The organism is Xanthomonas sp. NCPPB 3174 (assembly GCF_056725205.1).
Genome location: NZ_CM161517.1, coordinates 2947349 through 2959864, shown reverse-complemented (window position 1 = coordinate 2959864; position 12516 = coordinate 2947349). Strand labels below are relative to the sequence as shown.

Below are 12516 nucleotides of genomic sequence, written 5' to 3'. Positions count from 1 at the left end.
GCGTTGCGGCGCGCGTTCAGCGCGCCAGGCCGTCAATCAGGGGTTGCCAACGTGCGGGGTGGCCGTCGACGTCCAGCCCCGTCGGTGGCGTCTCGTCCAGCGGCAGCACCGCCAGCGCCAGGGTGCCGGCGACGCTGACCACGTTGCCGAACGGCTGGCCGTCGCGCAGCACCGGTGCGTCGATGGCGACGGTCGCCTCCACTTCCAACAACTGCGCGGCGCGCTTGGCCTTGCCCAGGAAATGGGTGCGGGCAACGATTTCCTGGCCGGGGTAGCAGCCCTTCTTGACGCTGAAGGCGTGCAGTCGGTCCAGGCCCAACTGCTGCGGCGTCCATTGTTCGCGCTGGCTCGGCGCAAGCCGGGCCAGGCCCAGGCGCAGGTCGGCCGCGCGCCAGGCCTCCGCCAGTGCCGGGTCGGCGGCCGGCGCATCCGCGACCGGCGCCGGCACCAGGCGCAGGGTGCGCGGCAGGCCGTCGCCGCCCATGTCCAGTTCGATCACGCCGGCCTCATCGTGCGTCGACGTCGCGCCGCGGGCCTGCTCGGGTAGGCTCAAACGACCGAAAGCACGCAGCGTGTCCTCGACCGTGACGCGCAGCTTGCGCCGGAACACGAAGCGGCCCAGTGCCGTTGCCAGTTCCTCGGCGCCGCCGTCGGCCAGCAGCATCAGCAAGGCGTCGTCGGCCTGGCGCAGCAGTGCAAACACCGCGATCACCCGGCCCTTGGCGGTGAGCCAGGCGTTCCACTGCCATTGGCCCACGGCCAGCGCCTGCACGTCGTTGGCGAATTGCGCATGGGCGAAGGCCGCTGCATCCGGACCGCGCAATGCGACGTATTGCAGGTGTGGCAAGGCGGAAAAACCGCCGGATTCCAGATTCAGGTTGTCAGGCACGAGAGGGGAGGACTAAAATTGACGAGTTGTGAGACCCGCATGATAGGCCAACCAACCCCCACACCCGAGTCCGATCCCGAAACGCAGCGGCCCGCCGAGGACACCCCTCCGCAGACCGAGCCTGCGCCGCGGGAGATCGGCGGGCGCGGCGGCCTCGAGCCGACGCGCTACGGCGACTGGGAGAAAAACGGACGCTGCATCGATTTTTGAGCAGCTTTGAGCCAACGCGGCCTTAAGCACGCCGCCCAGCCGAGACAACGAGCCCAGCGAATGGCTACGCGCGAACGTCCTCTTTCCCCGCATCTGCAGGTCTATCGCTGGCAGATCCAGATGGTGACCTCGATCCTGAATCGAGCCACCGGCATCGTGCTGTCGATCGGTGCCCTGATCATCGCCGCCGGCCTGTTGGCGCTGATGCTCGGTCCCGCCTCCTGGAACTGCTTCCGCGACATCGCCGGCGCCTGGTACGGCCAGGTGTTCCTGTTCGGCTGGACCTGGTGCTTCGCCTTCCACCTGTTCGGCGGCCTGCGCCACATCCTGCAGGATTTCGGCCAGGGCTACGCCGTCCGCGCCTTCGTCACCATCGGCTGGCTGTCGGTCGTGCTCAGCTTCGTGCTGACCGCCGCCGTGTGGGCCTACGTGCTGCTGGGAGCCACCGCATGAGCCGCTATCGCACCCCGTTGAAGAACGTCCGCGGCCTGGGCGCGGCCAAGACCGGCACCGAGCACTTCGTGCTGCAGCGCCTGACCGCCACCGCGCTGGTGCCGCTGTCGATCTGGTTCCTGATCTTCGTGCTGAGCTTGCTCGGTTCGGACTACGTCGCCGCCACCGAGGCCGTGGCCAAGCCGTGGAACGCGATCCTGCTGGTCGGCTTCCTGATCGCCGCGTTCTGGCACGCCCAGCTCGGCATGCAGGTGGTGCTGGAAGACTACGTGCACACCTCGCTGCTGGCCCTGGCCGCGCAGACCATCGTGCGCTTCGTCGCCGTGCTCGGCGCCATCGTCAGCATCTTCGCCGTGGCGCGCATCGCGCTGGGCATCGCCTGATCCATCGGCGCCCCCTCTAGGAACCACATTTCGATGTCCGCTTACAAGATCACCGAACACAAGTACGACATGGTCGTGGTCGGCGCCGGCGGCGCCGGCCTGCGCGCGACCTTCGGCCTGGCCCAGAAGGGCCTGCAGACGGTCTGCCTGACCAAGGTCTTCCCGACCCGCTCGCACACCGTGGCCGCGCAGGGCGGCATCTCCGCCGCGCTCGGCAACATGGGCGAGGACGACTGGCGCTACCACTTCTACGACACCATCAAGGGCTCGGACTGGCTGGGCGACCAGGACGCGATCGAGTACATGTGCCGCGAGGCGATCCCGGCGATCATCGAGCTGGAGCACTACGGCGTGCCGTTCAGCCGCACCGAGGACGGCAAGATCTACCAGCGTCCGTTCGGCGGCATGACCACCAAGTACGGCGAAGGCCCGTCCGCGCAGCGCACCTGCGCCGCCGCCGACCGTACCGGCCACGCCATGCTGCACACGCTGTACCAGCAGTCGCTGGCGCACAACGCGCGCTTCATGATCGAGTACTTCGCGCTCGACCTGATCTTCGACGAGGAAGGCGCCTGCCGCGGCGTGCTCGCCCTGGACATGGCCGAAGGCTCGCTGCACCTGTTCCGCGCCCACGGTGTGGTGCTGGCCACCGGCGGCTACGGCCGCGCCTACTTCAGCGCCACCTCCGCGCACACCTGCACCGGCGACGGCGGCGGCCTGGTGATGCGCGCGGGCCTGCCGATGCAGGACATGGAGTTCGTGCAGTTCCACCCGACCGGCATCTACGGCGCCGGCTGCCTGATCACCGAAGGCGTGCGCGGCGAAGGCGGTATCCTGCGCAACAGCAGCGGCGAGCGCTTCATGGAGCGCTACGCCCCGCACTACAAGGATCTGGCCTCGCGCGACGTGGTGTCGCGTTCGATGACCATCGAGATCCGCGAAGGCCGCGGCGTCGGCGAGCACAAGGACCACATCCTGCTCGACCTGACCCACCTCGGCCCGGGCGTGATCGACGACAAGCTGCCCGGCATCGCCGAGAGCGCGCGCATCTTCGCCGGTGTCGACGTGCACAAGCAGCCGATCCCGGTGATCCCGACCGTGCACTACAACATGGGCGGCATCCCCACCAACTACCACGGCGAAGTGGTGCGCAAGGACGGCGACAACCCCGATGCGGTGGTGCCGGGCCTGTACGCCATCGGCGAGGCCGCCTGCGTGTCGGTGCACGGCGCCAACCGCCTGGGCTCCAACTCGTTGCTCGACCTGGTGGTGTTCGGCCGCGCGGTGGCCAACCGCTGCGCCGAGACGATCAAGACCGGCGCGCCGCACAAGGGCCTGCCGGGCGACGCCTGCGACAAGGCGCTGGGCTTGCTGGACAAGCTGCGCAACGCCAACGGCAGCACCCCGACCTCGGTGATCCGCGACAAGATGCAGCGCACCATGCAGTCCGACGCAGCGGTGTTCCGCACCAGCAAGACGCTGAAGGAAGGCGTGGACAAGATGGCCGACATCTTCGCCAGCTTCGAGGACGTCAAGGTGTCCGACCGCTCGCTGGTGTGGAATTCCGACCTGATCGAGACCTACGAGCTGAACAACCTGCTGCTCAACGCAGTGGCGACGATCAACTCGGCCGAACAGCGTAAGGAAAGCCGCGGCGCGCACGCCCACGAGGATTTCCCCGACCGCGACGACGTCAACTGGCAGAAGCACACGCTGGTCACCGTCGACGACAAGGGCCAGTGCAGCTTCGACTACCGCCCGGTGCACATGTACACGCTCAGCAAGGACGTGGACGTGGTGCCGCCGAAGCCGCGCGTTTACTGACCAAAGCCGGGATTGGGGATTGGTGATTCGGGATTCGAAAACGCTTCGTTTCCTGCTCTCGCCCGAATCTCCAATCCCTAATCCCCAATCCCGGATTTAAAAGCCATGGCAGAGTTCACCCTCCCCAAGAATTCCAAGATCGGCAAGGGCAAGCACTTTCCCGCCAAGGGCGCGAAGAACGTGCGGACCTTCAAGGTCTACCGGTGGAATCCGGACGACGACAGCAACCCGCGGACCGACACCTACGAGGTGGATCTGGACGCGTGCGGCCCGATGGTCCTGGACGCGCTGATCAAGATCAAGAACGAGATCGACCCGACCCTGACCTTCCGCCGCTCGTGTCGCGAAGGGATCTGCGGGTCGTGCGCGATGAACATCGACGGCACCAACACGCTGGCCTGCACCAAGGCGATCAGCGACTGCGGCAAGAAGGAAGTGCCGATCTACCCGCTGCCGCACATGAGCGTGGTCAAGGATCTGGTGCCGGACCTGACCCACTTCTACGCGCAGTACGCCTCGATCAAGCCGTGGATCCGCACCCAGACCCCGCCGCCGCCGGATCGCGAGCGGCTGCAGTCGCCGGAGGACCGCAAGAAGCTCGACGGCCTGTACGAGTGCATCCTGTGCGCGTGCTGCTCGACCAGCTGCCCGAGCTACTGGTGGAACGGCGAGCGTTACCTGGGTCCGGCGATCCTGCTGCAGGCCTACCGCTGGATCATCGACTCGCGCGACGAGGACACCGGTGCGCGCCTGGACGATCTGGAAGATCCGTTCAAGCTGTACCGCTGCCACACCATCATGAACTGCGCGCGGACCTGCCCGAAGGGCCTGAACCCGGCGCTGGCGATCGCCGAGATCAAGAAGCTGATGATGGCGCGCCGCGCCTGATCGCAGCGGCGCACGTTCCAAGCGGCGGGCCTGCCCGCCGACCGCGCGGCACCGGCTTTCGGGTTCGGTGCCGCGTTCGTTTTCGGCGGCTGCCGTGCGGCGCCGCCCCCAGGCAAGGGCGCATGCGATGGACGAGAGCACCGAACTGAAGAAGCTGCGCTGGCGCTGCCGGCGCGGCATGCGCGAACTGGACCAGTTGTTCGGCCGCTACCTGGACCGGCGCTGGGGGCAAGCTTCCGAGGCCGAGCGCGGGGTTTTCCTATACCTGCTCGATTGCGAGGACGATAAGTTGTGGCGCTGGTTCATGGGCTACGAGGCCTGTCCCGATGCACGCGCCGCCGATCTCATCGCTTCCATCCGCGCCATGCCGGCTTGACTGGCGCCCCTCGCGCTGGCTGCTGGCCGCGCTGACCCTGCTCGGCGCGCTGGCGCCGCTGTCGCTGCTCGGCTCGGACCTGCCGCCACGTCTGGCTTGGCCGGCGGCCGTGCTGGCGCTGCTGTACGCGGCGTGGCTGCTGCGCCGCGAGTCCGGGCGGGCGCCGCGCACGTTGGTGCTTCCTGCCGGTGCCGGTGCGCCCAGCGTCGACGGCGCGACGGTGAACGACCTGCAGGTTGCCTGGCGCGGGCCGCTGGCGTTCGTGTGCTGGCGCGACGCGCAGGGGCGCACGCAGCGCCTGGCGTGGTGGCCGGACACGCTGCCGGCGGCGGCACGACGTGAACTGCGTCTGGCCGCTTCGGCCCTTGCCGCTTCGTCTGCGCCGCCGCAAATGGCACCATAGCGCTCCCTGGATGGTGGCTGCGCATGTTCAAACCCTTACCCGTGGCCATCGGCCTGCGCTATCTGCGCGCCAAGCGCCGCAACAATTTCATCTCCTTCATCTCCATGGCCTCGATCCTCGGCATCGCCCTGGGCGTGACCGTGCTGATCACCACCCTGGCGGTGATGAGCGGCTTCCAGAAGGAGATCCGCGACCGCCTGCTGCAGATGGCGGCGCACGCCACGGTCAGCGCGCAGGGCGCGCCGATGGAGGACTGGCAGCATGCGGTGGACGTGGCCATGCGCGACAAGCGCGTCGCCGGCGCCGCGCCCTACGTCGAGGAAGAGGCGCTGCTCACCGGCCAGCGCAACCAGCCGGCGATCGTCCGCGGCATCCTGCCCAAGGAAGAGGCGAAGGTCTCGGTGTTGGCGCAAAAGATGAAGCAGGGCTCGGTCGACAGCCTGACCCCGGGGTCCTACAACATCCTGCTCGGCCAGGAGCTGGCGCTGTGGCTGGGCGTGGGCGTCGGCGACAAGGTCGTGGTGATGCTCGGCGAGCCGCAGGCCAGCCCGATGGGCATGGTGCCGCGCTACAAGCGCTTCACCGTCAGCGGCATCTTCGAGGCCGGTTACAACGAGATCGACCGCGGCCTGGCGGTGACCAGCATGCCGGACCTGCAGCGCGTGCTGCGCATGGGCGACGGCGTCACCGGCGTGCGCCTGAAGCTGTACGACATGGACCAGGCCTGGAACGTGGCGCGCGACCTGGCGCTGAACCTGCACGGCCCGTACATGGTCAGCGACTGGACCCGCGAGAACGCCAACCTCTACCAGTCGCTGAAAATGGAAAAGACGGTGATGGGCATCCTGCTGTCGCTGATCATCGCGATGGGTGCGTTCAACCTGGTGTCCTCGCAGGTGATGCTGGTGACCGACAAGCAGGCCGACATCGCCATCCTGCGCACGCTGGGACTGAGCCCGGGCGGGGTGATGCAGGTGTTCATGGTGCAGGGCACGCTGATCGGCGTGATCGGCACCGTCGCCGGCGTGATCGGCGGCATCGTGCTGACGCTCAACCTGGAGCGGATCCTGGCCGGCATCGAGGCGGTGTTCAACATCAAGCTGCTGCCTGAGGACGTCTACTACATCACCGGCCTGCCCACCGACATGCAGCCGCACGACGTCATGGTGATCACCATCGTGGCGCTGTTGATGAGCTTCCTGGCCACGCTGTACCCGGCCTGGCGCGCGGCGCGCACGCAGCCGGCGGAGGCGCTGCGCTATGAATGAGGGCCGGGAATCGGGAATGGGGAATCGGGAGTCGGGAATGCAGAAGCCACAAGCGGACGCGGCGATCCGCGCCGAAGGCCTGGCCAAGACCTACGCCGAAGGCAAGATGCGCACGCCGGTGTTCGACGCGCTGGAGCTGAGCGTGGCCGCCGGCGAGACCGTGGCCATCGTCGGCGCATCCGGTGCCGGCAAGAGCACCCTGCTGCACCTGCTCGGCGGCCTCGACGTGCCGACCTCCGGCGAGGTCTACGTGGCCGGGCAGCGCATGTCGGCGCTGACCGACGCGGCGCGCGGGCAGTTGCGCAATCGCTCGCTGGGGTTCGTCTACCAGTTCCATCACCTGCTACCCGAGTTCACCGCGCTGGAGAACGTGATGATGCCGGTGCTGCTGGGCGGCGCGCCGATGCCCGATGCCGATGCGCGCGCGCGGGCGCTGCTGGAATCGGTGGGCCTGGGCCATCGTCTGGAACACAAGCCGGGCGAGCTGTCCGGCGGCGAGCGCCAGCGCGCCGCGGTGGCGCGTGCGCTGGTCAATCGCCCGGCCTGCGTGCTCGGCGACGAGCCGACCGGCAACCTCGACGACAAGACCGCGGCCAACGTGTTCGCGCTGATGCTCGAACTCAACCGCGCGCAGCGCACCAGCCTGGTTCTGGTCACCCACGACCGCAGCCTGGCACGCAAGCTGGACCGGGTGCTGGAATTGCACCAGGGCAAGCTGCGCGAATTGGCGCCTGCGGACGTTTGAACCAGCGTGGCGGCGGCATGTGTCGCCTCCTTGCAGGGTGTCGGGAATAGTCGCGGCCCGAGGTCGCGAGCCGCTGAAGTCTGTTGCGTGCGGGGCCAGGCGTGACAGCCTGGCTTGCTGTGCAGCGCTTGCGGTCACGACTAGAGCGGTGTCCTGCGACCCGATGCAATGCGCGTCGGAACTGAAGTCCCTTCCACAGTGCACATCGCCGCTTCGCCGTGCGGTGGAGGGATGTGAGGCTCCACGAATGAGGTAGCAAGTTGCAGCGGCTTCCTTGCATCTGCCGACGCCGAAGATCCTCGGACAGGCGAAAGCACTTCTAGCGCAAGCGCCCCGTAGGAGCGGATTCAGCCGCGACGGAGCATCACCGGTAGAGCCCGTCGCGGCTGAAAGCCGCTCCTACACATGCACCCCATGTAGGAGCGGCTTCAGCCGCGACGAACAAGCCGGACACGTCGCCGGCGTTGGTTGCTGTCGGCGCCGAAAAACTTCGTTGAGCATGCGCAGCAAACGCGTCGCCGCGGCAGTGCAGTGCATGTCCCGACAACGGCGACCGTCCTGGAGCGCACCGCGTTCCCCAGAGGCGGCAACCTTCCGGATTGCCGCTTTCCCACTGCATCGGTGACTCCTCACCCAGCCGCGTGCCTCAGGGAATCACCCGCTGCACGCGCAGTCGCGTGAACAGCTCCAGGAACGAGGCGCGGCTGTCGTAGTAGCCGAGGAAGCCGAGATCGCGGCTCTTGGTCATGTCGTTGACGCACTCGAACTCGCGGCCGAGGTCGGCATCGGTGTGCCACCACGAGGCGAGTTGGTTGACGTCCGCTTGCACCAGCCCATGCTGCTCGCCGATCTCGCGCCACAGGGCCGGCGCGGTGTCCTGCAGACGCGCTTGCAGCGGCATCGGCGCCTCTGGATACGGCGCCGGCTGCAGGCCGAAGAACGCGGCGATCTCGCCCCACATCCAGCGCCAGCGGAACACGTCGCCGTTGACCGTGTTGAAGGCCTGGTTGCGTGCGGCCGGATTGGTCGCCGCCCAGGCCAACTGGCGGCCTAGCAGGCCGGCGTCGGTGAGGTCGGTGAGGCTGTCCCACTGCGCGCGCGAGCCGGGAAACACGAAGGGCTGCCCGGTGTGCTTGCACAGCGTCGCATACACCGCCAGGGTCACGCCCATGTTCATCGCATTGCTGCCGTTGGCCTGGCCGATCATGGTGTGCGAGCGGTGCACGCTCCAGCCGAAGCCGTGGCGCGCGGCGGCGTCGAACAGCAGGTCTTCCAGCGTGTAGTAGAAATTCTCGCCCGGCTGCCGCGGTTCGCTCTCGCGGAACGGCGTCTCCGCCTTGCCGCTGCCGTAGTGCTCGAACGAGCCGAGGTAATGCTTGGTGCCGGTGACCAGCGCCATGTGCTGCAGCGCTGCGCCGTCCAGGCCTTCGCACAGGTGCCGCAACATCGCACCGTTGGCGGCGACGTTCTCCTTCTCGGTGTCGCGCCGCGTCCAGGTGCAGAAGAACACGTGGGTGATCGGCAACCCACGCAGCGCGGCCACGGTGGCGTCGCGGTCGAGCAGATCGGCCGCCACCGGGATCACGCCTTCCTGCGGCACCGGGCGGCGCGCCAGCCCGTAGACGGTCCAGCCGTCGGCGACCAGCACGTTGGCGAGGTTGTAGCCGGAGATGCCAGTGACTCCGACGATCAGTGCGATGCCCTTGCGCATGCGCGCACTCCTTACGACGTTAGGCACAGCACCATAGGCGCCTGGCGATGAAGCTGCGGCGAACTGCGCCAGGACTGTGACGCGACGCGCGCTCGGCTTAGGCAAATTCTGACGCGGTGTCCCGGCGTAGCCCGATGGCCCGCGTCGAATCGCGATGCGACGCTGGCACGGCGATCACGATGGCATTGCACGATGTGGATGCCCGCGCGGAGTCGTGTCGTTGCGTCCGATCCGCCGATGCCAAGGAGGGCAAGCACATGCAACTGGCAGCAGAGGCCGTGCCGCGTCGAGACGTCGCTGGCGTTGGCGGGTCGCGCTGGCCGGCACCGGCGCCGTTCGGCGCTGCGGTCGCGGCCAGCCTCGCCGCCGGTGTGCTGGCCGCGCTGTGGCTGCCGCGCCTGCTGCCCTGGCCGCTGGCCGTGGCGATCCTGCTCGCCGGGGCGTCGCTGTACGTGGCGGCGCCGCGCTGGCGCTGGCTGGGGGCGTTCGCGATCGGTGCCGGCTGGCTGGTGTTGGTCGCCGGCATGGTGCTGGCGAGGCAGTTGCCGGCCGACTGGGAAAAGCGCGTGGTCGACGTCCGCGGCCAGGTGGTGGAACTGCCGCAGGCGGAAACCCGCCGCACCCGCTTCCTGTTCCGCGTGGACAGCGACGCGGCGCAGCCGGCGCCGGTGCGCGGGCGCCTGCTGCAACTGGCGTGGTACGACGACTTCGGCACGCACCAGGCTGGACCGCGCAGCGCCCTGCGCGCCGGCGCGCGTTGGCAGTTGCAGGTGCGCCTGCGTGCACCGCGCGGCTTGAGCAATCCCGGCGGCTTCGATGCCGAGGCCTATGCGCTGGCGCAGCGGATCAGCGCCAGCGGCTACGTGGTGGCGCCGCGTGCGGCAGCTCAACTGACGCCGGGGCAGGGCATCGACGCCTGGCGTGCCGGCATGTCCGCACGCATCGCCGCGGCCGTGCCGCAGGCCTCGGCGCGCTACGTGCAGGCACTGGCGCTGGGCGACACGCGGCGGCTGGACGATCGCGACTGGCGCATCCTGCGTGCCGCCGGCCTGACCCATCTCATCGCCATTTCCGGCTTCCATGTCGGCCTGGTCGCCGGCGCCTTCGCGTTGCTCGGCGGCGGCCTGTGGCGGCTGTGGCCGCAACTGGGCCGCTACTGGCCGCGCCGCCAGGCCGCGGCGGCGCTGGCGCTGCTCGGCGCCGGCGGCTACACCCTGGTGTCGGGCATGGCCCTGCCGACCGTGCGCACCGCGCTGATGATCGCCGTGGTGGTCGCGGCCCGGCTGTGGCGGCGGCCGGTGCGGGTGGTCGACGCGCTGGCGCTGGCGGCGATCGCCATGCTGCTCTGCGACCCCCTGGCGGTGCTCTCGGCCGGCTTCTGGCTGAGCTTCCTCGGCGTCGCCTGGCTGGCCTGGTGCATGCCCGACGCCGGGCGCGGCTGGCGCGAGACGCTGCGCAGTTTCCTGACCGCGCAGGGCGTGGCCACGGTCGGCCTGCTGCCGGTGAGCACGATGCTGTTCGGGCAGGCCTCGCTGGTCGGGCCGCTGGCCAATCTGCTGGCGATCCCCTGGTGGAGCCTGGTGGTGGTGCCACTGGCCCTGCTCGGCACCGCGCTGGAGGCACTGCATGCCGGTGCCGGCGCCTGGCTGTGGCGCCTGGCCGCGGCCTGCTTCGACCTGACTTGGCCGTTGTTCGTCGCCCTGGGCGAGAGCCGTTTCGCGCTGCGCTGGCTGCCGGAGGCGCGCGACTGGGCGCTGCCGCTGGCCCTGCTGGGCGCGTTCTGGCTGCTGTTGCCGCGCGCGGTGCCGGGCAAGCCGCTGGCGGCGCTGCTGTGGTTGCCGTTGCTGCACCCGCCGCTGGAGCGGCCGCGGCCGGGCGAGGTCGATCTGGTGCTGTTCGACGTGGGGCAGGGCCTGTCGTTGCTGGTCCGCACCGCCCACCATCAACTGCTGTACGACACCGGGCCGGCGGTGGAGGATGGCTACGACGCCGGCGAGCGGGTGGTGGTGCCGGCGCTGCATGCGCTTGGCGTGGCGCGGCTGGATCGCGCGGTGATCAGTCATGGCGACAACGACCACGCCGGCGGCCTGGCCGCGGTGCGCGCGGCGCTGCCGATCGGCCTGGTCCAGGCCCCGGCTGGCGCGCCGTTGCCGGTGGATCGGCCCTGCGTGGCCGGCGAGGCCTGGGAGTGGGATGGAGTGCGTTTCCGGTTCCTGCATCCGGCGCGGCACTTTCCCTATCTGCGCAACGAGTCCAGTTGCGTCCTGCGCGTGGAGACCGCGCACGGTGCGCTGTTGCTGGCCGGCGACATCGGCGACGTGGTCGAGCGCAAGCTGCTGCGCGAGGCGCCGCAGGCGCTGCGCGCCGACCTGGTGGTGGCGCCGCATCATGGCAGCGCGCATTCCTCGCAGCCGGCCTTCGTCGCCGCCACCGGCGCACGCTTGGTGCTGGTCTCGGCGGCCTACGGCAACCGCTTCGGCCATCCGCATCCGGGCGTGGTGGCGCGCTGGCAGGCCGCCGGCGCCGAGGTGGCCGGCACGCCGCAGGGTGGCGCGCTGCGCGTGTGGCTGGGGCGCGCCGGCCTGCAACTGCGCGAGCGGCGGCCCTGGCGGGCGCGGCTGTGGGACGCGGCGGAGCGGGCGCGGGCGGCTGCTATCCTATCGGCCAGTGAACGAACGGCCGAGCGTGCCGGAGGGTTGCGACGTGTGGGAACTGGTCAAGGCCGGTGGCTGGCCGATGGTGCCGTTGCTGCTGTTGGGCGTGGTCGCGCTGGCGATCGTCCTGGAGCGGTTCTGGAGCCTGCGCCGTAGCGAGGTGTTGCCGCCGGGACTGGGCCAGGAAGTGCGCAACTGGGCCACGCGCGGCAAGCTCGATCCCACCCACATCGAGTCGCTGCGGCGCAATTCGCCGCTGGGCGCGCTGCTCGCCGCCGGCCTGGACGTGCGCAACCGCCCGCGCGAGATCGTGCGCGAGCGCATCGAGGACACCGGCCGGCACGTCGTGCACCGCATGGAGCGCTACCTGAACGCGTTGGGCACGATCGCCTCGGCCGGGCCGCTACTGGGCCTGCTCGGCACCGTGGTCGGCATGATCCAGATGTTCCTCGGCATCCTCGACCATGGCCTGGGCGATGTGAATCAGCTCGCCGGCGGCATCGGCAAGGCGCTGGTGTGCACCGCCACCGGCATGATCATCGCGGTGCCGGCGCTGATCTTCCATCGCCACTTCAAGGGGCGCATCGCCGGCTATGTGATCGAGATGGAGCAGGAAGCCACCGCGCTGACCGACACGCTGGACGGCCACGGCCGTGCCGCGGCGCCGGCGGCACGTGGCGCCGCGCCGAACGCCGCGGCGGCCAAGGGCTGA

13 protein-coding genes are annotated in these 12516 nt (G+C 69.4%); 11 read left to right on the top strand and 2 right to left on the bottom strand.

Annotated elements, in window-relative coordinates:
* Positions 1 to 16: 16 nt before the first annotated feature.
* Positions 17 to 889 carry a CAF17-like 4Fe-4S cluster assembly/insertion protein YgfZ gene (ygfZ, locus tag AC1PK7_RS13165; RefSeq protein WP_481098423.1) on the bottom strand — a complete coding sequence of 291 codons (873 nt, stop codon included), beginning with the start codon at positions 887 to 889 and terminating at the stop codon, positions 17 to 19.
* Between ygfZ and AC1PK7_RS13160 the strand changes: the two genes are divergently transcribed.
* The 9 genes from AC1PK7_RS13160 (at position 791) to lolD (ending at position 7439) form a co-directional block, all read left to right on the top strand.
* The gene (locus tag AC1PK7_RS13160; protein WP_309252725.1) at positions 791 to 1099 is read left to right on the top strand and encodes a DUF1674 domain-containing protein; all 309 of its coding nucleotides are present in this window, start codon (positions 791 to 793) and stop codon (positions 1097 to 1099) included. The genes ygfZ and AC1PK7_RS13160 overlap by 99 nt on opposite strands.
* Before the next feature lie 60 nt (positions 1100 to 1159).
* Positions 1160 to 1552 (top strand): succinate dehydrogenase, cytochrome b556 subunit, encoded by a 393-nt coding sequence (gene sdhC / locus AC1PK7_RS13155; RefSeq protein ID WP_017912577.1) that lies wholly within the window; start codon positions 1160 to 1162, stop codon positions 1550 to 1552.
* On the top strand, positions 1549 to 1935 hold the full coding sequence (sdhD, locus tag AC1PK7_RS13150) for a succinate dehydrogenase, hydrophobic membrane anchor protein (protein ID WP_010342655.1): 387 nt from the start codon (positions 1549 to 1551) through the stop codon (positions 1933 to 1935). The genes sdhC and sdhD overlap by 4 nt, the downstream gene beginning before the upstream one ends.
* Before the next feature lie 33 nt (positions 1936 to 1968).
* A complete protein-coding gene (sdhA, locus tag AC1PK7_RS13145) occupies positions 1969 to 3759 on the top strand; it encodes a succinate dehydrogenase flavoprotein subunit (RefSeq protein WP_010342654.1) in 1791 nt (596 codons plus the stop codon).
* Between the two features lie 105 nt (positions 3760 to 3864).
* Positions 3865 to 4647, top strand: coding sequence for a succinate dehydrogenase iron-sulfur subunit (locus AC1PK7_RS13140; RefSeq protein ID WP_017908442.1), 783 nt, complete (start codon positions 3865 to 3867; stop codon positions 4645 to 4647).
* 127 nt (positions 4648 to 4774) lie between these two features.
* Positions 4775 to 5023, top strand: coding sequence for an FAD assembly factor SdhE (locus AC1PK7_RS13135; protein ID WP_481098422.1), 249 nt, complete (start codon positions 4775 to 4777; stop codon positions 5021 to 5023).
* Complete coding sequence (locus tag AC1PK7_RS13130) at positions 4974 to 5426, top strand: hypothetical protein (RefSeq protein WP_481098421.1); 453 nt, start codon at positions 4974 to 4976, stop codon at positions 5424 to 5426. The genes AC1PK7_RS13135 and AC1PK7_RS13130 overlap by 50 nt, the downstream gene beginning before the upstream one ends.
* Positions 5427 to 5449: 23 nt before the next feature.
* Entirely contained in the window at positions 5450 to 6694 is a 1245-nt protein-coding gene (locus AC1PK7_RS13125; protein WP_010342649.1) for a lipoprotein-releasing ABC transporter permease subunit, read from the top strand.
* Positions 6695 to 6731: 37 nt separating this feature from the next.
* Positions 6732 to 7439, top strand: a complete 708-nt coding sequence (gene lolD, locus AC1PK7_RS13120) for a lipoprotein-releasing ABC transporter ATP-binding protein LolD (protein ID WP_481098420.1) — start codon at positions 6732 to 6734, stop codon at positions 7437 to 7439.
* A 646-nt stretch (positions 7440 to 8085) separates the two neighbouring features.
* On the opposite strand, the gene AC1PK7_RS13115 is transcribed toward lolD, so the two are convergent.
* A complete protein-coding gene (locus AC1PK7_RS13115; protein WP_481098419.1) occupies positions 8086 to 9150 on the bottom strand; it encodes an SDR family oxidoreductase in 1065 nt (354 codons plus the stop codon).
* A gap of 257 nt (positions 9151 to 9407) precedes the next feature.
* Between AC1PK7_RS13115 and AC1PK7_RS13110 the strand changes: the two genes are divergently transcribed.
* The gene (locus AC1PK7_RS13110) at positions 9408 to 11960 is read left to right on the top strand and encodes a DNA internalization-related competence protein ComEC/Rec2 (protein ID WP_481098418.1); all 2553 of its coding nucleotides are present in this window, start codon (positions 9408 to 9410) and stop codon (positions 11958 to 11960) included.
* On the top strand, positions 11854 to 12516 hold the full coding sequence (locus AC1PK7_RS13105; protein ID WP_481098417.1) for a MotA/TolQ/ExbB proton channel family protein: 663 nt from the start codon (positions 11854 to 11856) through the stop codon (positions 12514 to 12516). The genes AC1PK7_RS13110 and AC1PK7_RS13105 overlap by 107 nt, the downstream gene beginning before the upstream one ends.

Bases quoted from the DNA above. Each gene is read 5' to 3' on its own strand.
- AC1PK7_RS13135 (WP_481098422.1), top strand. From the start codon at position 4,775: ATGGACGAGAGCACCGAACTGAAGAAGCTGCGCTGGCGCTGCCGGCGC.
- sdhC (WP_017912577.1), top strand. From the start codon at position 1,160: ATGGCTACGCGCGAACGTCCTCTTTCCCCGCATCTGCAGGTCTATCGC.
- AC1PK7_RS13130 (WP_481098421.1), top strand. From the start codon at position 4,974: ATGCACGCGCCGCCGATCTCATCGCTTCCATCCGCGCCATGCCGGCTT.
- AC1PK7_RS13115 (WP_481098419.1), bottom strand. From the start codon at position 9,150: ATGCGCAAGGGCATCGCACTGATCGTCGGAGTCACTGGCATCTCCGGC.
- AC1PK7_RS13160 (WP_309252725.1), top strand. From the start codon at position 791: ATGGGCGAAGGCCGCTGCATCCGGACCGCGCAATGCGACGTATTGCAG.
- AC1PK7_RS13110 (WP_481098418.1), top strand. From the start codon at position 9,408: ATGCAACTGGCAGCAGAGGCCGTGCCGCGTCGAGACGTCGCTGGCGTT.
- sdhD (WP_010342655.1), top strand. From the start codon at position 1,549: ATGAGCCGCTATCGCACCCCGTTGAAGAACGTCCGCGGCCTGGGCGCG.
- lolD (WP_481098420.1), top strand. From the start codon at position 6,732: ATGCAGAAGCCACAAGCGGACGCGGCGATCCGCGCCGAAGGCCTGGCC.
- AC1PK7_RS13125 (WP_010342649.1), top strand. From the start codon at position 5,450: ATGTTCAAACCCTTACCCGTGGCCATCGGCCTGCGCTATCTGCGCGCC.
- sdhA (WP_010342654.1), top strand. From the start codon at position 1,969: ATGTCCGCTTACAAGATCACCGAACACAAGTACGACATGGTCGTGGTC.
- AC1PK7_RS13140 (WP_017908442.1), top strand. From the start codon at position 3,865: ATGGCAGAGTTCACCCTCCCCAAGAATTCCAAGATCGGCAAGGGCAAG.